The sequence below is a fragment of the Streptomyces clavifer genome (assembly GCF_036345975.1).
Lineage (GTDB): Bacteria > Actinomycetota > Actinomycetes > Streptomycetales > Streptomycetaceae > Streptomyces > Streptomyces clavifer.
This window is the reverse complement of record NZ_CP107793.1, coordinates 5,450,922-5,468,239: the sequence shown is the minus strand read 5'-3', so window position 1 is coordinate 5,468,239 and position 17,318 is coordinate 5,450,922. Positions and strand designations below refer to the sequence as shown.

General features: G+C 70.4%; 16 protein-coding genes and 1 pseudogene. 7 read left to right on the top strand and 10 right to left on the bottom strand.

What is annotated here, in order from left to right; all coding sequences use genetic code 11:
* Nucleotides 1–62: 62 nt before the first annotated feature.
* Both gabT and OG927_RS24110 read left to right on the top strand, forming a co-directional pair.
* A complete protein-coding gene (gabT, locus tag OG927_RS24115; RefSeq protein ID WP_056791232.1) occupies nucleotides 63–1,403 on the top strand; it encodes a 4-aminobutyrate--2-oxoglutarate transaminase in 1,341 nt (446 codons plus the stop codon).
* A 419-nt stretch (nucleotides 1,404–1,822) separates the two neighbouring features.
* Nucleotides 1,823–2,419 carry a phosphatase PAP2 family protein gene (locus OG927_RS24110; RefSeq protein WP_408058089.1) on the top strand — a complete coding sequence of 199 codons (597 nt, stop codon included), beginning with the start codon at nucleotides 1,823–1,825 and terminating at the stop codon, nucleotides 2,417–2,419.
* On the opposite strand, the gene OG927_RS24105 is transcribed toward OG927_RS24110, so the two are convergent.
* From OG927_RS24105 to OG927_RS24070, 8 genes are all read right to left on the bottom strand, one after another.
* Nucleotides 2,404–4,224 (bottom strand): chitinase, encoded by a 1,821-nt coding sequence (locus OG927_RS24105; RefSeq protein ID WP_319099221.1) that lies wholly within the window; start codon nucleotides 4,222–4,224, stop codon nucleotides 2,404–2,406. The two genes, OG927_RS24110 and OG927_RS24105, sit on opposite strands and share 16 nt — an antisense overlap.
* Nucleotides 4,225–4,310: 86 nt before the next feature.
* A complete protein-coding gene (locus OG927_RS24100) occupies nucleotides 4,311–4,781 on the bottom strand; it encodes a bifunctional DNA primase/polymerase (RefSeq protein ID WP_056791223.1) in 471 nt (156 codons plus the stop codon).
* Between the two features lie 134 nt (nucleotides 4,782–4,915).
* Nucleotides 4,916–6,331, bottom strand: coding sequence for an NAD(P)/FAD-dependent oxidoreductase (locus OG927_RS24095; RefSeq protein WP_056791220.1), 1,416 nt, complete (start codon nucleotides 6,329–6,331; stop codon nucleotides 4,916–4,918).
* A gap of 23 nt (nucleotides 6,332–6,354) precedes the next feature.
* Nucleotides 6,355–7,158: an ABC transporter permease gene (locus OG927_RS24090; RefSeq protein ID WP_056791218.1), complete on the bottom strand. Its 804-nt coding sequence runs from the start codon at nucleotides 7,156–7,158 to the stop codon at nucleotides 6,355–6,357.
* Complete coding sequence (locus OG927_RS24085; protein ID WP_209469650.1) at nucleotides 7,158–8,081, bottom strand: ABC transporter permease; 924 nt, start codon at nucleotides 8,079–8,081, stop codon at nucleotides 7,158–7,160. The genes OG927_RS24090 and OG927_RS24085 overlap by 1 nt, the downstream gene beginning before the upstream one ends.
* The gene (locus tag OG927_RS24080; RefSeq protein ID WP_330320752.1) at nucleotides 8,078–9,244 is read right to left on the bottom strand and encodes an ABC transporter ATP-binding protein; all 1,167 of its coding nucleotides are present in this window, start codon (nucleotides 9,242–9,244) and stop codon (nucleotides 8,078–8,080) included. Before OG927_RS24080 ends, OG927_RS24085 begins: the two co-directional genes overlap by 4 nt.
* Before the next feature lie 123 nt (nucleotides 9,245–9,367).
* Complete coding sequence (locus OG927_RS24075; protein ID WP_056791212.1) at nucleotides 9,368–10,618, bottom strand: polyamine ABC transporter substrate-binding protein; 1,251 nt, start codon at nucleotides 10,616–10,618, stop codon at nucleotides 9,368–9,370.
* Between the two features lie 45 nt (nucleotides 10,619–10,663).
* A complete protein-coding gene (locus OG927_RS24070; RefSeq protein ID WP_056791209.1) occupies nucleotides 10,664–12,178 on the bottom strand; it encodes a gamma-aminobutyraldehyde dehydrogenase in 1,515 nt (504 codons plus the stop codon).
* Between the two features lie 218 nt (nucleotides 12,179–12,396).
* Between OG927_RS24070 and OG927_RS24065 the strand changes: the two genes are divergently transcribed.
* The gene (locus OG927_RS24065) at nucleotides 12,397–12,936 is read left to right on the top strand and encodes an NADAR family protein (protein WP_330320751.1); all 540 of its coding nucleotides are present in this window, start codon (nucleotides 12,397–12,399) and stop codon (nucleotides 12,934–12,936) included.
* A 68-nt stretch (nucleotides 12,937–13,004) separates the two neighbouring features.
* Here the strand turns inward: OG927_RS24065 and OG927_RS24060 are convergent, their stop codons facing one another.
* Nucleotides 13,005–13,694, bottom strand: coding sequence for a DUF4190 domain-containing protein (locus OG927_RS24060; RefSeq protein WP_209469653.1), 690 nt, complete (start codon nucleotides 13,692–13,694; stop codon nucleotides 13,005–13,007).
* Between the two features lie 118 nt (nucleotides 13,695–13,812).
* Here OG927_RS24060 and OG927_RS24055 point away from each other — a divergent pair, with 118 nt between their 5' ends.
* From OG927_RS24055 to OG927_RS24040, 4 genes and pseudogenes are all read left to right on the top strand, one after another.
* Nucleotides 13,813–14,850, top strand: coding sequence for an adenosine deaminase (locus OG927_RS24055; protein ID WP_056791200.1), 1,038 nt, complete (start codon nucleotides 13,813–13,815; stop codon nucleotides 14,848–14,850).
* Nucleotides 14,851–14,872: 22 nt separating this feature from the next.
* Nucleotides 14,873–15,577, top strand: a complete 705-nt coding sequence (locus OG927_RS24050) for a glycerophosphodiester phosphodiesterase (RefSeq protein ID WP_124281060.1) — start codon at nucleotides 14,873–14,875, stop codon at nucleotides 15,575–15,577.
* Nucleotides 15,578–15,640: 63 nt separating this feature from the next.
* A complete protein-coding gene (locus tag OG927_RS24045; protein ID WP_330320750.1) occupies nucleotides 15,641–16,441 on the top strand; it encodes an SAM-dependent methyltransferase in 801 nt (266 codons plus the stop codon).
* 41 nt (nucleotides 16,442–16,482) lie between these two features.
* Nucleotides 16,483–16,705 (top strand): annotated as a pseudogene (locus tag OG927_RS24040) (hypothetical protein); the annotation flags it as partial.
* A gap of 79 nt (nucleotides 16,706–16,784) precedes the next feature.
* On the opposite strand, the gene OG927_RS24035 reads toward OG927_RS24040, so the two are convergent.
* The gene (locus OG927_RS24035; RefSeq protein WP_206431737.1) at nucleotides 16,785–17,300 is read right to left on the bottom strand and encodes a hypothetical protein; all 516 of its coding nucleotides are present in this window, start codon (nucleotides 17,298–17,300) and stop codon (nucleotides 16,785–16,787) included.
* Nucleotides 17,301–17,318 lie beyond the last annotated feature (18 nt).

The window sequence follows — 17,318 nt, the reverse complement described above, 5'->3', positions numbered from 1 at the left end:
CGGCCCGTACCCGCCCCTAGCCTGCGGAGGAGAAGCGTCCGATACACCCCCAGGAGCCCCGCATGTCCGACATTCCGCAGGAGCGCCGCGTCGTCACCGCCATTCCCGGCCCGAAGTCGGTGGAGCTGCAGGCCCGCCGTGTCGCGGCGGTCGCCGCGGGCGTGGGTTCCACGCTGCCGGTGTTCACCGCCCGGGCGGGCGGCGGAATCATCGAGGACGTGGACGGCAACCGGCTGATCGACTTCGGCTCCGGCATCGCCGTGACGTCGGTGGGCGCCTCGGCCGAGGCGGTCGTACGCCGCGCGTCGGCACAGCTCGCCGACTTCACCCACACCTGTTTCATGGTCACGCCGTACGAGGGGTACGTCGAGGTCTGCGAGCAGCTCGCCGAGCTGACGCCGGGCGACCACGCGAAGAAGTCGGCGCTGTTCAACTCGGGCGCCGAGGCCGTCGAGAACGCCGTGAAGATCGCCCGTGCCTGGACCAGGCGCACCGCGGTCGTCGTCTTCGACCACGGCTACCACGGCCGGACGAACCTCACGATGGCGCTGACCGCGAAGAACATGCCGTACAAGCAGGGGTTCGGCCCGTTCGCGCCCGAGGTCTACCGCGTCCCGGTGGCGTACGGCTACCGCTGGCCGACGGGTGCCGAGAACGCCGGTGCCGAGGCGTCCGCGCAGGCCATCGACGAGATCACCAAGCAGATCGGCGCGGACAACGTCGCCGCGATCATCATCGAGCCGGTCCTCGGCGAGGGCGGGTTCATCGAGCCCGCCAAGGGCTTCCTCCCCGCGATCGCGCAGTTCGCGAAGGACAACGGCATCGTCTTCGTCGCGGACGAGATCCAGTCCGGTTTCTGCCGGACCGGTCAGTGGTTCGCCTGTGAGGACGAGGGCATCGTCCCCGACCTGATCACCACGGCCAAGGGCATCGCGGGAGGTCTTCCGCTGTCCGCGGTGACCGGCCGCGCCGAGATCATGGACGCCGCGCACTCCGGCGGCCTGGGCGGCACGTACGGCGGTAACCCGGTGGCGTGCGCGGGCGCGCTCGGTGCCATCGAGACGATGCGTGAGCTGGACCTGAACGGGAAGGCCCGGCGCATCGAGGAGGTCATGAAGGGCCGCCTGGCCGAGATGCGGGCGAAGCTCCCCAACGGGGAGATCATCGGCGACATCCGCGGCCGCGGTGCCATGATCGCGATCGAGCTGGTGAAGGCCGGCACGAAGGACCCCGACCCGGCCACCACGGCGGCACTGGCCAAGGCCTGCCACGCGGAGGGCCTGCTGGTGCTGACCTGCGGCACGTACGGCAACGTCCTGCGCTTCCTGCCGCCGCTCGTCATCGGCGAGGACCTGCTGAACGAGGGGCTGGACATCATCGAGCGGGCCTTCGCCGGGGTCTGATCCGTGCGGGCCGCCCGGGACGGGCGCCACACTCCGGGGCTGACGTGCGGGACCGGCGCCATGTGCCGTTTTCGGCGGTAATGACCGGCCCCCGGGTCAGGCCCTGTGAAGAAGGTGTGCGAGGGCAATGGCGGGATACCGTGGACGCTGTCCGTCCCCCTTCCCCTGACGTACGGTTTCCACAGATGAGAGAAACACCCCGCTCGCAGGAGACTGCGGGCGATGCCGGGACGGGGCTCCCCCCGCACCGACCCGGCCGTGCCCTTGCGCACACCGCTGGAGCTTCGGGCTCCGGAACTCCTCACCGATCGGATGGCCGCTCGCCCCACACCCCCCGGGGCGCGCGGCAAACCGATCCGACCGGCCACCCCGGAACAATCCCCCCTGTTCCCCGGTGGCCGGTCTCTCTCGTTGTCCAGGTGTCGGCGCTGCTGGCGGTCTTCGCGGTGGTCACCTGGCAGGTCCTGGCCGACGGCCCGCTGCTCGGGCCCGACGAGCGGCTCGGTCTGGAGCTGGCCGGGCGGGGTCCGGCCGGGCTCGCCGACCTCTTCGCGGATCTCGGCAACACGCAGGTCGCCGTTCCGGTCCTGGCGTGCGCGGTCCTCCTCGCGTGGTTCCGCGGTGCCCGCCGTGCGGCGCTGTACGGCGTGGCGGTCATGGCGGCCGTACCGGCGCTGGTCGTGCCCCTCAAGCTGTGGACGGACCGGCAGGGTCCGCTGACGGACGCGACCGGCTACTACCCCTCGGGCCACACGGCCACGGCAGCCGTGGCGTACGGGGCCGCGGCGCTGTTGCTGGCGCCCTACGTGCGTCGGTCATGGGTGGCGCTCGTCGCCGCCGTCCTGCTCACGGCGACGACGAGCACCGGTCTGGTGCTGCGCGGGTACCACTGGCCGCTGGACGTGCTGGCCAGCTGGTGCCTGGGCGCGGTACTGCTGCTCGCCCTGCGGGCGGCGCTGCGGAGGGCGGGCACCCGCCCTCCGGGCGGTCCCCGGGCCAGTCAGCTACCGAAGTAGGCGTCGAAGTTCTTCGAGAACTCCCAGGCGTTGAACCGGTCCCAGTTGATGGACCAGGTCATCAGCCCGCGGAGCCCGGACCAGGTGCCGTGGGTCTGGTAGGAGCCGCAGTCGGTCTTCTTCGTGAGGCAGTTCAGCGCCTTGGTGACCTCGGCGGGCGAGGTGTGGCCGTTGCCCGCCTGGGTGGAGGCGGGGAGGCCGATGGCGACCTGCTCGGGGCGCAGCGCCGGGAAGACCCTGGTCCGGTCGCCGGCCACGGGGAAGCCGGTGAGCAGCATGTCGGTCATGGCGATGTGGAAGTCGGCGCCGCCCATGGAGTGGTACTGGTCGTCGAGACCCATGACGGAGCCCGAGTTGTAGTCCTGGACGTGGAGCAGGGTGAGGTCGTCGCGCAGAGCGTGGATGACCGGCAGATACGCGCCGGCGCGCGGGTCCTGGCCACCCCAGGGGCCCGAGCCGTAGTACTGGTAGCCGAGCTGGACGAAGAAGGTCTCGGGGGCCATCGTGAGGACGAAGTCGGCGCCGTACCGGGCCTTGAGGGACTTCACCGCGGAGATCAGGTTGACGATGACGGGGCTCGTCGGGCTGCGGAAGTCGGTGTCCCCGGTGTTCAGCGACAGCGAGTGGCCCTCGAAGTCGATGTCGAGGCCGTCGAGGCCGTAGGTGTCGATGATCCTGCTGACGGAGGAGACGAAGGTGTCGCGCGCGGCGGTGGAGGCGAGCTGCACCTGCCCGTTCTGGCCGCCGATGGAGATCAGCACCTTCTTGCCCGCGGCCTGCTTGGCCTTGATGGCCGCCTTGAACTCCGCCTCGGACTCCACACCCGGGCACTCGGCGGCCGGGCAGAGCGAGAAGCGGATGTCGCCGGAGGTGACGGACGTGGGTTCGCCGAAGGCGAGGTTGATGACGTCCCACGAGTCGGGCACGTCCGCCATCCGCGTGTAGCCGGAGCCGTTGGCGAAGCTGGAGTGCAGGTATCCGACGAGGGCGCGGGCCGGGAGGCCGCTGTTCCCGCCGCCGCCCGCGGTCGTGGTGGCAGCGGCCGCGGCGGACCTGCCGGACTCTCCGGCGGCGTTGGAGGCGGTGACCTGGAAGCTGTACGCGGTGGACGCGGCCAGTCCCGTCACGGTCGCCGAGGTGCCGGTGGTGTCGAGGACCTTCGTGCCGTTGCGGTAGACGTGGTAGCCGGTCGCTCCGGAGGACGCCGTCCAGGACAGCGGGACCGAGGACGAGGTGGCCGCACCGGCCCGCAGCCCGGAGGGCGCGGCGGGCACGGTGACGGGCCCGCCTCCCGGGCCGGTCAGGGTGAGGTCGTCGGCGTAGTAGGCCGGGGTGCCGTACCAGCCGTGGAGATGGACGGTCACGGAGGTCGTCGCCGCACCGGTCCTGAACGTGGTGGTGAGCTGCTTGTACGCGCCGGCGGACTGGGTCCAGGTCGAGACGTCGGTGGTCCCGGTGCCGGACGCGCCGAGGTAGACGTAACCGCCCTGCACCCACGCGCTCAGTGTGTACGCGGAGTCCGGCTTCACCGTCACGGTCTGGGAGCACCTGGCGTTGTCGCTGCCGGCGGGGGTCGCCCTCAGCGCCGACGAACCGCTGTGCACCGGCGTGGTGACGGCGGCTCCGCTCGCCCCCGTGCAGTTCCAGCCGTCGAGGCCGGCCTCGAAGCCGCCGTTGCGCGCGAGATCGGCGTCGGCCGCCCCCGCGGCCGGCGCCGACGCGACCAGACCGCCGACGGCGAGCAGGGCGGCCGAGAACGCGGCCAGGAGTCCGGTGAATCGGACGGGTGGTCCAGTGCGTGCCACAACAGCCTCCGTGCAAGGGGGAATCGAGTGGGGCCGCGCACAACATGGTCCAGACCAATCCTGTTGTCAAGGCTTCCGGCAGTACGTCACCTTCCGCCGCGCCCCGCGCCGCGGGCCCCGCGTACGGCCGCGGCCTCGTGCATCGCGAGTTCCAGGAGCGCCGGATCGGTGAGCGTCCCCGACCCGTCCGGCCTGATCAGCCACCGCACCCGGCCGACGGTGCGACCCGGGTAGGGGACGACGATCCAGGTGCCGGGGCCCGCCCCGCGGACACCTGTGCCGAGCCAGCGCGCGGCCGTTCCCGGTGGCACGAGGAAGCCCATCCGGGCGTCCCCGAAATCGGCGAGCACGGGTCCCGGCCGGTCGATGAGACGGGTGAGCACGTCGAGCGTCGGACGGCCCAGCTCCCCCGGGAGGATCAGCACGTCCCAGCGCTTCCCGGCGGGAAGGAGCGCGATCCCCCGGGGGTCCCGCTCCCACTCCCGCCGGCACGCGTCCGGATCCGGTGCGACCGATACGAGCCATTCGACTGCGGCTTTCGCCTCCGTGGCGGCCATGGACTGCCCCTCTTTCCCCGTGGGCACCGGCGGGGTCCCGCCGGTGCGTTCACAGGGGGAGAGAGGGGTGGGCCCGGATCATGACGCGGGTTTCGGCTGTTCCTCGGCAGTGAGCCGGGTCACGCCGCCGCTGCTCAGCTGTCGAACCCGAGCCCCATCCGGTCCATGGTGCGCAGCCACAGGTTCCGGTGGCCGCCGTGGGCGTCCGCGCGGGCGAGCGACCGTTTGGTGAGCTCGATCCCCGTCCAGGCGAACGGCTCGGGCGGAAAGGGCATCGGCTTCGAGCGGACCATGCGAAGGGCCGTGCGTTCCGTCCTCCCGCCGGACAGCAGATCGAGCATGACGTCCGCCCCGAAGCGTGTGGCTCCGACGCCCAGTCCGGTGTATCCGGCCGCGTAGGCGACCTGTCCGCGGAAGGCCGTTCCGAAGAATGCGGAGAAGCGCGAACAGGTGTCGATGGCACCTCCCCAAGAATGGCTGAACCGCACTCCGGAAAGCTGCGGAAAACACTCGAAGAACTGCCCGGCGAGTTTCAGGAAGGTCTCCGGCCGGTGGTCGAGCGAGGAATCCAGACGGCCGCCGTAGGGATAGATCGCGTCGTACCCGCCCCAGAGGATCCGGTTGTCCGCGGAGAGCCGGAAATAGTGGAACTGGTTGGCGCTGTCGCCCAGGCCCTGGCGGTTCCCCCAGCCGATCGAGGCGAGCCGGCCGTCGGTGAGGGGTTCCGTCATCAGCGCGTAGTCGTACACCGGGACGGTGTACGGACGCACCCGCTTGACCAGCGACGGGAAGACGTTCGTACCGAGGGCCACGTCACGGGCGAAGACCCTCCCGTAGGGGGTGCGCACCGCCATGCCCGCGCCCGACCTGGCGAGTTCGAGGGCCGGGGTGTGCTCGTAGATCCGCACGCCCAGCCCCCGACAGGCTCGCTTCAGTCCCCAGGCGAGCTTCGCCGGGTGCAGCATCGCGACCCCGCGCCGGTCCCACAGACCGCCCAGGAAGGTCGGTGAGTCGACCTGGGCGCGCACCTGGTCGCGGTCCAGGAACTCCTCCCCGGAGAAGCCGAGCTGCCGGGTCCGGCGGTGCCGTTCCCGCAGCTCGTCGAGCTGGTGCGGCTCGGTGGCCACATCGATCTCACCGGTGCGCTCGAAGTCGCAGTCGAGGGAGTAGCGGGCGACGGCCGACTCGATGGCGTCGAGGTTCCGCGCGCCCAGCTCCTCCAGTTCCCCGATCTCGTCCGGCCAGCGTTCCAGCCCGTTGGCCAGGCCGTGGGTCAGGGAGGCCGCACAGAATCCGCCGTTGCGGCCCGAAGCGGCCCAGCCCACCTCATGTCCCTCGACGAGAACGACATCGCGCCCGGGATCCCGTTCCTTGGCGAGCAGCGCGGTCCACAGCCCGCTGTAGCCACCACCGACGACGAGGAGGTCGCACCTCTCGTCGCCCGTGAGCGCGGGGAGCGCTCCGGGCTTTCCCGGATCGTCGAGCCAGTAGGAGAGGGGTTGTGCGTCGGCGAGTGAATGCGCGGCAGTACGCATGGCGTCCGGGGCCATGGTTTCCAACTCCTTAGAGGTGTCTACTTACCTGCTCTGCTCTTCCGCCGGTTCGCTATGAGCTGGCCGAGGAGCACCACCGCGACGGCGATGACGAACATGGCCGTACCGATGACGTTGATCTGCACGGGCGTTCCGCGCTGTGCCGATCCCCAGACGAACATGGGGAACGTGACGGTCGAACCCGCGTTGAAATTGGTGATGATGAAATCGTCGAAGGAGAGAGCGAAGGCGAGCAGGGCTCCCGCGGCGATTCCGGGGGCGGCGATGGGCAGGGTCACCCGGAGGAAGGTCTGCAGGGGCCCCGCGTAGAGATCGCGGGCTGCCTCCTCCAGCCGCGGGTCCATCGACATCACGCGCGCCTTGACCGCCGTCACCACGAAGCTGAGGCAGAACATGATGTGGGCGATCAGCACGGTCCAGAAGCCGAGCTCGGCGCCCATGTTGAGGAAGAGCGTGAGCAGCGAGGCGGCCATGACGACCTCGGGCATCGCCATCGGAAGGAAGATCAGTGCGTTGATCGCGCCGCGCGCCCGGAACCGGTAGCGGACCAGTGCGAAGGCGATCATCGTGCCGAGCACCGTCGCGCCGAGCGTCGCCCAGAAGGCGATCCGCAGCGAGAGCGAGAGCGACCCGCAGAGGTCGGCGACACCGCAGGGGTCCTTCCAGGCGTCCAGCGAGAAGCGCTGCCAGGCGTAGTTGAAGCGCCCGTTCGGCTTGTTGAAGGAGAACACCATGACGACGACGTTGGGCAGGATCATGTACGCGAGGGTCAGCAGACCCGCGATCACGACCAGGTTCCGGCGCAGCAGGCGGAGTACGGGCATCAGACCAGGTCCTCCGTGCCGGAGCGGCGGATGTAGACGGTGACCACGAGCAGGACGACCGCCATGAGGATGAACGAGAGCGCGGCGGCCGTCGGATAGTCCAGTACCCGCAGGAACTGGCTCTGGATGACGCTGCCGACCATCTTGGTGTCGGTGGAACCCAGCAGTTCCGCGTTGACGTAGTCACCGCTGGCCGGGATGAAGGTCAGCAGGGTGCCGGAGACCACCCCGGGCATGGACAGCGGGAACGTCACCTTGCGGAAGGTGGTGGCGGGAGTCGCGTACAGATCGCCCGCCGCCTCGTGCAGCCGGCCGTCGATCCGCTCCAGGGAGGTGTAGAGCGGCAGGATCATGAAGGGCAGGAAGTTGTACGTCAGACCGCAGACGACGGCCAGCGGGGTGGCCAGGACCCGGTTGTTCTCGGTCCAGCCGAGCCGGCTGGTGACGTCCAGGACGTGCAGGGCGTCCAGCACGTCGACGACCGCACCGCCGTCCGCGAGGATCGTCTTCCAGGCGAGCGTCCGGATCAGGAAGCTCGTGAAGAACGGCGCGATGACCAGCACGAGCACCAGACCGCGCCAGCGGCCCGCCCTGAAGGCGATCAGGTACGCGAGCGGGTAGCCGAGCAGCAGGCACAGGAGCGTGGCGGATCCGGCGTACAGCAGGGACCGGATGAACTGCGGGTAGTAGTCGGCGAGGGCGTCCCAGTACGTCCGGAAGTGCCAGGTGACCTCGAAGCCCTTCTCCAGGGATCCGGTCTGCACGGAGGTCGACGCCTGGTAGACCATCGGCAGCGCGAAGAAGACGAGCAGCCAGAGGATGCCGGGGAGCAGCAGCCAGTACGGGACGAGCCGCCTGCGGGTGGAGGGCCTGCGGACCTCCGGTCCGGTGTCCGGCGCCGGTGGCGCGTCGGTGACGCTCACGCGGCGTCCTCCACGCTCTCCACACCGGCGTCCATCGGCTGGCCCGCGTCCAGGCCGAAGGTGTGGGCGGGATTCCAGTGCAGGACGACCTCGGCGCCGGGGACGAGCCGGGTGTCCCGCTCGATGTTCTGCTCGTACACCTGCAGCGCCTTGCCCGCCGGGCTCTCCACGACGTACTGGGTGGAGACGCCGATGAAGCTGGAGTCGACGATCCTTCCGGTGACGCGGTTGCGGCCGTCGGTTATGGACTCCGCCTCGTCGGCGTGGGCGAGGGAGATCTTCTCGGGGCGGACGCCGACCAGCAGCCTGCCGCCGCTCGTCACCGGGGCGGGACATCGGCCGGCGGACAGCCGTATCCTCCCGCCCCCCGCGGCGACGACGATGTCGGTGCCGGCGCCCTTCGTGCCCGCGGAGACGACCTCGCCCTCGATGAGGTTGGACGTCCCCAGGAAGTTCGCCACGAAGGTGGTCCGCGGGTTCTCGTACAGATCGGCGGGGGCGCCGAGCTGTTCGACCCGGCCGCCGTTCATCACCGCGACGGTGTCGGCCATGGTCATGGCCTCCTCCTGGTCGTGGGTGACGTGGATGAACGTGATGCCGACCTCGGTCTGGATCCGCTTGAGTTCGAGCTGCATCTGGCGGCGCAGCTTGAGGTCGAGGGCTCCGAGCGGCTCGTCGAGGAGGAGGACCTGGGGGTGGTTGATGAGCGCGCGGGCCACGGCGACGCGCTGCTGCTGGCCGCCGGACAGCTGATGCGGCTTGCGGTGGGCGAAGTCGCCGAGCTGGACGAGCTCCAGCATCTCGCCGACCTGCTTCTTCACCGACCTGATGCCGCGGCGGCGCAGCCCGAAGGCGATGTTCTCGGTGACGTCGAGGTGCGGGAAGAGCGCGTAGCTCTGGAAGACGGTGTTGACGGGCCGTTTGTACGGGGGCAGGCCCGTGATGTCCGTACCACCGAGCGAGACCGTGCCGGTGGTGGCATCCTCCAGGCCCGCGATCATCCGCAGGGTCGTGGTCTTGCCGCAGCCGGACGCGCCGAGCAGGGCGAAGAAGGAGCCCTGCGGGACGGTGAGGTCGAGTGGCCGTACTGCGGTGAAGGAGCCGTAGGTCTTGCTGATCCCGGTGAGTCGGACGTCGCCGCCCGCTGTCTGCCGCTGTGTCATGGGTCGCAGTCCCAGTGGTGTCGGGGGAGTTCGGGAGGAAGGGGGACGGGCCGTACGGATACCGAGGGGCACCGGCCCGGTCGGGTGCCGGTGACAGGACGGGCCCGTCAGGGGCCGGCCCGGTCAGGCACCGATGAGCTCGGCGAACTTCTCCTCGTACGCCGTCTCTTCCTCGGCGCTGAGCGAGCGGAAGGAGCGCGACTTCGCGGCCATCTCCTTGTCGGGGAGGATCAGCGTGTTCGAGGCCATCGACTCGTCGATCTTCGCGAGCTCCGCGGCGACCCCGTCCACCGGACAGACGTAGTTGATGTACGCGGCGAGCTGGGCGGCGACCGGGGGCTCGTAGTAGTAGTCCATGAGCTTCTCGGCATTGGTCTTGTGCCGGGCCCTGGCCGGGACCAGCATGTTGTCGCTCGACGTGATGTAGCCGGCGGCCGGGATCGTGAACTTGATGTCCGGGTTGTCGGCCTGCAGCTGGATGATGTCGCCGGCCCAGGCGACGCAGGCCGCGATGTCGCCCTTGCTGAGGTCCGCGGTGTAGTCGTTGCCGGTGAAGCGCCGTATCTGCTTCCTGTCGACGCCCTTCTGGAGCCGGCCGATCGCCGCGTCGTAGTCGGCGTCGGTGAACGAGCCGGGGTCCTTGCCCATGTCGAGGAGCGTCATGCCGACCGAGTCGCGCATCTCGGAGAGGAAGGAGACCCTGCCCTTGAGTTTCGGGTCGTCGAGCAGCTGGGTCACGGAGTCGACCTTCCGGCCGCCGGTCGCCTTCTCGTTGTAGGCGATGACGGTGGGTATGCCGGTCCAGGGGTAGGAGTAGGCGCGTCCCGGGTCCCAGTCCGGGCTGCGGAACTGTGCCGAGAGGTTGGCGAACGCGTGCGGCAGGTTCGCCGGGTCCAGCTTCTGCGCCCAGCCCAGCCGGATGATGCGCGCGGCGAGCCAGTCGGTGACGATGATCAGGTCACGGCCGGTGTCCTGACCCGCGGCGAGCTGCGGTTTGACCTTCCCGAAGAACTCGACGTTGTCGTTGATGTCCTCGGTGTACTTGACCGTGATCCCGGTGCGTTTCGTGAACGCCTCCAGGGTCGGACGGCTCTTCTCGTCCTCACCGACGTCCATGTACTCGGTCCAGTTGGAGAACGTGATCCGTTTCTCCCGGGCCGAGTGGTCGTCCGAGGCCGCCGCGGCGTCCCCTTCCCGCTTCGCGGGCGGGATGCCGCACGCGCTCAGTGTGCCGAGGCCGCCGAGCGCCAGCGCGCCCGTGCCCGAAGCACGGAGAAGTGAACGGCGGGTGAGGGCACCCCTGCCGCCCGCCAGGCTCCGCCGCATGGCGGCCAGCTGTGGCGCGGAGAGGCTCTCGGCCTCGTACTCCTGCATACGCGTTGCCCTTTCGGGTGGGTGGGGCCGCCGGGCGGCGGCCTGCTATCGGTCCCCGAAGACGGTGCGGTGCCAGTCCTTCGCGGCTACCGCGGTGTTGTCGTACATGACGTGCTTGACCTGCGTGTACTCGTCGAACGAGTACGACGACATGTCCTTGCCGAAGCCGCTGGCCTTGTATCCGCCGTGCGGCATCTCGCTGATGATCGGGATGTGGTCGTTGATCCACACGCATCCCGCCCTGAGCTCGCGGGTGGCGCGGTTGGCCCGGTACAGGTCGCGGCTCCACGCTGAGGCGGCGAGTCCGTAGGGGGTGTCGTTGGCGAGGCGGATTCCCTCGTCGTCGGTGTCGAAGGGCAGGACGACGAGGACGGGGCCGAAGATCTCCGAGGTGACGATCTCGCTGTCCTGGGCGGCCCCCGTGATCAGGGTCGGCCGGTAGTACGCCCCCTCCGCGAGGGCTCCGCCGGGCGCTTCGCCGCCGGTGACGACGGTGGCGTACGCCCGCGCGCGCTCGACGAATCCGGCCACCCGGTCGCGCTGCTGGTGGCTGATCAGCGGGCCGAGGTCGGTGGACGGGTCGAAGGGGTCGCCGAGCCGTACGGTCTCCATGAGTCCTGCGACGCCCGCGACGAAGGCGTCGTACAGCGGGCGCTGCACGTACGCGCGGGTGGCGGCGGTGCAGTCCTGGCCGGTGTTGATGAGGGCTCCGGCGACCGCCCCGTTGACCGCGGCCCCGAGGTCGGCGTCGTCGAACACGAGGAACGGCGCCTTGCCTCCGAGCTCCAGGTGGAGGCGCTTGACGGTGGAGGCGGCGAGTTCGGCGACCCGCCTGCCGACCGCGGTCGAGCCCGTGAAGGAGGTCATCACCACGTCGGGGTGTCCCACGAGGTGCTCGCCCGCGTCCCTGCCCGCTCCGGAGACGATGTTGATCACGCCGTCGGGGAGGCCGGCCTCCGTGGCCGCCTGCGCGAACATCAGCGAGGTCAGCGGGGTGATCTCGGCAGGCTTCAGCACCACGGTGTTGCCCGCGGCGACGGCCGGGAGGATCTTCCAGGCCGCCATCTGGAGCGGGTAGTTCCAGGGTGCGATGGACCCGACGACCCCGAGGGGCTCCCGGCGTACGTAGGAGGTGTGGTCCCCGCTGTACTCGGCGGCCGACTTCCCTTCCAGGTGACGGGCCGCGCCGGCGAAGAACGCGGTGTTGTCGACGGTGCCGGGCACGTCGAACTCGGTGGAGAGCTTGACGGGCTTGCCGCACTGCAGGGACTCGGCGTGGGCGAAGTCCTCGGCCTGTCCGGCGAGTACGGCGGCGAAACGGTGCAGCAGGTCGGACCGTTCGGCGGGGGTGGCCCCGGACCATCCGGGGAACGCCTCGCGGGCGGCGGCGACGGCGGCGTCCACCTCGTCGGTTCCGGCCAGTTCGTAGCGGTACACCGTCTCGCCCGTGGCGGGGTTCACCACCTCCTGGTGGCGTCCCGACGTGCCGGGCCGCAGCCGTCCGCCGATGTACTGCGCACCGTCGGCGAAGCGGTCCTGCATCTGGAAGCCGTTGCCCATGACGCTCTCCTCCGCCGTCCCCGGGGACCGGGGCGGCGTAGTCCTTTGTCGAATTGAGTGCCGATCCTGACAGAGGAGACCTTCACCAACAAGGGATTCCGTTGTTTCCTTTTGGTTACGCGACGGAATCTGTCGACGATGTGTCGTGTGGTTGCGGAAATCCCCCTACGGACTGTCCGTGGTGGATGCCAGACTCGGCTGTCATGGAGCAGAGTTGCATGGCCGATCTCATCGCTCGGGCGGCACGCGGTGAGCGTGTGAAGTACCTGCCGTTCTGGGGGCACCGGCCCCGCCCCGACGGCCGGCTCGGGGAGAGCTGCCTCAGTCAGTGGTGGCCCGCGCCGTTCACGGTGGACTCGGTGACCTACGCCTCGGCCGAGCACTGGATGATGGCCGCGAAGGCCCGCCTCTTCGGTGACGCGGAGGCCGAGGCGAAGGCCGTGGCCGCGAGCAGCCCGGCCGCGGCGAAGAAGGTGGGCAGGCTGGTCCGGCACTTCGACGACGCCGTGTGGGCACGTGAACGGTTCGGCCTGGTGGTGGCGGGCAGCGTCCACAAGTTCGGGCAGGACCCGGCGCTTCGGGCGTACCTGCTGGGCACGGGGGAACGGGTGCTCGTCGAGGCGAGCCCGATGGACCGGATCTGGGGCATCGGGCTGGCGAAGGACGACGCGCGGACCGGGGACCCGGCTGCCTGGCGCGGGCTGAATCTGCTGGGCTTCGCGCTCATGGAGGCGCGTACACGGCTGCGCGCCCTGTGAAACGGCCCGTGGCGGGGGGCCGGGGCACAGATCCCGGTCCCCCGCCACGGACGGCGGTTCTCCCGCGGTCAGCGCGTGGAGCCGACGACCAGCGAGGTGGGGTACGGGTCGTAGGAGTCGCCGAAATCCTCGTCGCTCTCGGCGTTCGTGGCCGCCCAGATGATGATGCCGAGGATCACCGAGCCGAGGACCACGCCGACGGAGCCGAGGATGATCCCGGCGATCGCCATGCCCCGGTTGGTGGCCTCACCGCGCTTGGCACGGCCGAGGCCGATGATGCCGAAGATCAGCGCGAGGATCCCCAGGATGATGTTGACCCCGTAGAGGCAGAAGCCGACCACCGCGATGATGCCGAGCACCATCGCCGCGGTCCCGAGACCGTTCGCGGGAGCCTGGCCGCCCCAGGCGGGCTGACCGCCGTAGCCGGGGTATCCCGGGTAGCCGCCGTAAGGGACCGCGGGCGGGGCGGGCGCCGGGTAGCCGTACTGCCCGGCGGGCGGCGTGGCCGGCCCTCCGGGTCCGTTCGGCGCGACGGGCGGCGGGGGCACGTCCGCCTGCGGCGGACCGAACGCTCCGACCGCCCCCGGTATCGGTCCGGTGCCCGGCTCGGCACTCGGCATGGACGTGACCGTCGGCTGGTCGTGCACGGCCGGCGGGCGCGCCTCGGCCTGCTTGCCGAGCTCCACCCTGCTGTCCGGCGGCGCCCACGGATCGCGTGGCGCGGCCCCGCCCCCGGGCTGCTGCGTGTTGTCTGACATGGGCCTCCCCCATCGTGGTCCCGCCATGCTACGGCCCGCCTCCGAGCCTCCGGGCCCCGCCTACGATGATCGGTGCAGCCGGTGTGCCCGGCCGATATCCGAGATCCGGGAGAATCCGATGAACGATCTGCACCCCTTCATCGCGGGGCTGCCCAAGGCCGAACTCCACGTCCACCACGTCGGTTCCGCCTCGCCCCGCATCGTGGCCGAGCTGGCGGGCCGCCACCCCGACTCGAAGGTCCCCACGGCCCCGGAGGCGCTGGCGGACTTCTTCACCTTCACCGACTTCGGCCACTTCATCGACGTCTACCTCTCGGTGGTGGACCTGATCCGCACGCCCGAGGACGTCCGGCTGCTGACGTACGAGGTCGCCCGGGACATGGCGCGGCAGAACATCCGGTACGCCGAGCTGACCGTGACCCCGTTCAGTTCGACCCGCCGGGGCATCCCCGAGCAGGGCTTCATGGAGGCCATCGAGGACGCCCGCAAGGCCGCCGAGGCCGAGCTGGGCGTCGTCCTGCGCTGGTGCTTCGACATTCCGGGCGAGGCCGGTCTCGAGGCCGCCGAGGAGACGACCCGCCTCGCGGTGGACCTGCGGCCCGAGGGGCTCGTCTCCTTCGGTCTCGGCGGACCCGAGATCGGGGTGGACCGCCCGCAGTTCAAGCCCTACTTCGACCGGGCGATCGCCGAAGGGCTGCACTCGGTCCCGCACGCCGGGGAGACCACGGGCCCGCAGACCGTCTGGGACGCGCTGACGGCCCTGCGCGCCGAGCGCATCGGGCACGGCACGAGCTCCGTCCGGGACCCGAAGCTGCTGGAGCACCTCGCCGAGCACCGCATCGCGCTGGAGGTGTGCCCGACGTCGAACATCGCCACCCGCGCCGTCGCCGACATCGAGCGGCACCCGTTGAGGGAGATGGCGGAGGCGGGCGTCCTCGTCACCGTCAACAGCGACGACCCGCCCATGTTCGGTACCGATCTCAACAACGAGTACGCGGTGGCGGCGCGGCTGCTCGGCCTGGACGAGCGCGGTGTCGCCGGCCTGGCGAAGAACGCCGTCGAGGCGTCCTTCCTGGACGCGGCCGGAAAGCGGACGCTGGCCGCCGAGATCGACACGTACACGACGAGTTGGCTGGAGGCCTCCCCCGCTCGGTGACCCGCGTGGTCACAATGGACCCATGGCCCTCACCGTCACCGCCGTGGCCCACCGCGGCGATCCGTACCGCGCCCGCGAGAACACGCTCCCCTCGATCCGGTCCGCCGTGGAGCGGGGGGCGGACGCGGTCGAGATCGATGTCCGCGTCACCCGTGACAAGGTGCCCGTCCTGCTCCACGACTCCACTCTGGAGCGCCTGTGGGGCCATGACGTCCGCCTGGACCGGATCGACCACCGGGAGCTGCTGGAGCTGACCGACGGCGGCGTCCCCACCCTGCGTGAGGCCCTGTCCGCCGTCGGTGCCCGACGGCTCATGATCGACCTGCCGGGCTCGACGGACGCGTCCGTACGAGCGGTCACGGGCGTGGTCCGCGAGTGCGGGGCGGGCGAGCGCGTGTACTACTGCGCGGACACGGACGCGATGCTGCGGGTGCGCGCGGCGGAACCGTCCGCCGAGATCGCGCTGACCTGGACCACCCTGGCCCCACCCCGGCCCGTCCTGCTCGACGCGGTGCGCCCGCACTGGCTCAACTACCGCTTCGGCCTGGTGAGCCGCGAACTGACGGACCGTGTCCACCGGGACGGCCTGCTCGTCTCCGCCTGGACGGCCGACACCGGTCGCACGATGCGCCGGCTGATCGCGTACGGCGTCGACTCGATCACCACCAACCGGATCGACACCCTTCGTACCCGGTTGGCCAAGTCCCTTTCCCACGCCTCCTCTTGATCGGTCCGGCATCATGGGTGCCGCATCACGCGTGATGCCCGGCCCGGCACCAGAGGAGCAGATGTGAACGACCCCCGCACCACACCCGCCCGCATACGTTCCGACATCGCCCACAACGCCCGGGTGTGGAACTACTGGCTGGGCGGCCGGGACAACTACCCGGTGGACCGGGTGGTCGGCGACCGGGTCACCGGCATGTATCCCAGCATCGGCGAAGTGGCGCGCGCCGACCGCGCGTTCCTCGGCCGGGTGGTGCGGCACCTGGCCGGGGACGTCGGCATCGGCCAGTTCCTCGACATAGGCACCGGCCTGCCGACCGCGGACAATACCCACGAGGTCGCCCAGCACACGGCACCCGACGCCCGGGTCGTCTACGTCGACAACGACCCGACCGTGCTGGCACACGCCCGCTCCCTGCTCACCAGCTCCCCCGAAGGGGCGACCGAGTACCTCGACGCGGACGCCCGCGATCCGGAGCGCATCCTGCGGGCCGCGGAAGGGACCCTGGACCTGCGGCGCCCGGTGGCGGTGATGATGCTCGGCATCCTCAACTTCGTCCTGGACACGGACGAGGCACGGTCCGTCGTCGACGGACTGATGGGCCCGCTGCCGTCCGGCAGCCACCTGGTGCTCACCCACCCCACGCTGGAGCTGGGCGGTGAGGGCAACGAGGCCGCGATGAGCTTCTGGAACAAGAACGCCACGCCGCCGATCACGGCCCGCAGCCGCCCCGTGTTCGCCTCGTTCTTCGACGGCCTCGACGTCCTGGACCCGGGCATCGTGTCGTGCGCGCACTGGCGCCCCGACGGCCGCCTCCTGCCCGCGCCGGTCGCCCAGTTCGGTGCGGTGGGCCGGAAGCCCTGATGCACGGGCCCCCGGCGCGAGGACGTCCGACGCGGGGCCCAATGGTGCGGAGACCGGGGGCGCGATGGCTTCCGCGGGAGCCGTGGGCCACCGACATCGGCGTCGCACTGCTGGTCCAGGCCGCGGTGACCATGCCGTTTCGTGGTGCCCCGCCCGGCCGGGCTGCCACCGGCCACCTGGGCCGCGTACGGGCTGACGACGCCGACCGGATACCGGTGCCGGAGATGCCGGGTGACACCCTGGAGGAGGCGTACGACCACCGCTTCGACCCGCACAGCGAAGAGATGTCCACCCTGAGGGACATCGTGGTGGCGGCCTTCGGACCCCCGCCGGTGCAATGACCTCACACCGTCGCGGAGCCCTCCCGCATCCCTTCCAGTCGCTTGATCATGCGGCGGACGAGGAGCAGGGGAATGACGCCGAAGACTCCGAAGGACATGTCGATGACGGTCCACCAGAAGGGGATGTCCCGGATCGGGCCGCAGATCAGCGCCAGCGGGATGATGCCGGCGCAGGCGATCATGCCGAATTCGATGACCCAGATGTTGCGGACCGGATCGCGGTAGGGCCCGTAGAAGGCGACCGCGATGACCAGGTGGGCGAAGGCCAGCCAGTCGGTGCCGTAGAGCAGGAAGGGGTGCTTCGCATCGGCCTCGTCGAGTCCGGTGCGGACCCTGGTGATCCATTCCGTCAGGGCCGGGAAGTGCTCGGGGGCGGGGGAGGCGGAGGACATCAACAGGTCCTCCGTCCACCGGAGTTCATGCACCAGCGGAAAGGCGGTCAGGCCGCTCAGCACCAGGCAGACGATGAAGACGACCAACCACACGCGTATGCGCCGCAAGAGGGCTCGCTCGCTCATGCCCGCAGCGTACGCCCA